Raw genomic sequence first — 1,404 nt, 5'->3', positions numbered from 1 at the left:
ATTTCTCCGTCAAAAAATATTTTTATTAGTGATTCTTTATGCTACTCTATATAAGAAGCTAACTGACGATTTGGTTCTGACTTTGCGAGGGTCTCTTCTTCCATTTCGTATAGGTAATATATTCTTTTGAATAAGTGCCTCTACATTAGGCGGTGATTCTATATTCCTACATCTAAAATAGTGCAGGCAAATTGATATTGCCATGGTGAAATTAACCTGATAGATGTATTTTCTGTCTTTCTGCTGTATAACAACTTGCGTTGTAATCATTTCGCAGAAATTATACATGGTGAGCCGTGCAAATATCTCTTGAACGATGTAGGCCACCTTTTTTGAATGAAGGTTTGTTAGTCCAATGGCATATTTTAGTTCCCTAAATGATGTCTCAATTCCCCAACGTAAGTGATATATTTCTTTAATCCTTTCCGCAGGAAATTCTTTTTCAGTAAGGCTTGTAATGATAACTTCGTAGGTGTTTTCTGATATAGGAAAGCGAACAATTCTAAAGTTTATTGGATAAATTCCTTTATCCCCGGCTGGAAGATAGTCAAAATTTTGATTTTTGGGCATAAACTTATATTTTTTTGGATGTGCCTTTATTTCATTCGTCTGTCGTCTAGTCAATAAAATTCTGTACTCCATATCAAATGTTTCCTGGTCCGGAAGCGAGATCCCAGATAAAATTCCATTACTGCGTATATCTTTTACCCGTATAACATAATTCCATCCCTTCTTCGCTACATGTTCAAAAACATTGTAACTTTCATACCCACGATCAGCTATTACTATAGTTTTTTCTTTGATATCAGAACGGTCAACCATATCAGTTAATGCCTTAAATTCATTTTCTTTTCTACCTGGCTGAACAATTGCATCAACATATACCCTGCTGCATAAATCATACATGGCATTTAAGTGCAGAAGATTGAAGCCTTTCGCATTCTCAGTAGCATGAAAATGATTTTCTTCATCTTTTGGGTTGTGTGTAACACATAAATCTGAACCATCAACAGCTAACATTCGATAACCATCATAATAATTAGGATTAACTGCCGATGATGTGAAACTATGAAAAAGCAGCTCAAGTGCTTCAGGAGAGATCTTTTTACGCTGCTGTACAAAAGCTGAGCAAGTGGCCGTCTCAGTATCATATGAAAAATATTTCATGAGTTCAAGTTTCAGACTATTACCTCCCATAGAAAGTAAAATATTCAGCATATCTTTGAAATTCAGTTTTCGTTTTCTAGTAAAATCCTTCTCTGGGTCGTTAACAAACAGCCTCAAGTTTTCATGCATTTCAGCTAACACAGTGTCCAATTTTCCCTTTATTAAATCTGCATATTCATTCATGAGTGAGCCTCCTTAAAAATTCTTGTAATTAAGGGGCTTCGCCACATTTTTTTT

At 35.0% G+C, this 1,404-nt stretch carries 1 protein-coding gene; it reads right to left on the bottom strand.

What is annotated here, in order from left to right:
* Nucleotides 1-36 precede the first annotated feature (36 nt).
* Nucleotides 37-1,308 carry an IS4 family transposase gene (locus tag KPL55_RS25665; protein ID WP_312887401.1) on the bottom strand — a complete coding sequence of 424 codons (1,272 nt, stop codon included), beginning with the start codon at nt 1,306-1,308 and terminating at the stop codon, nt 37-39.
* Between the last annotated feature and the right edge of the window lie 96 nt (nt 1,309-1,404).

This window comes from Clostridium lacusfryxellense (assembly GCF_018861735.1).
Classification (GTDB): Bacteria; Bacillota; Clostridia; order Clostridiales; family Clostridiaceae; genus Clostridium_AD; species Clostridium_AD lacusfryxellense.
Note: the sequence above shows the minus strand (reverse complement) of the source record. Positions and strands in the feature narration are given on the sequence as shown.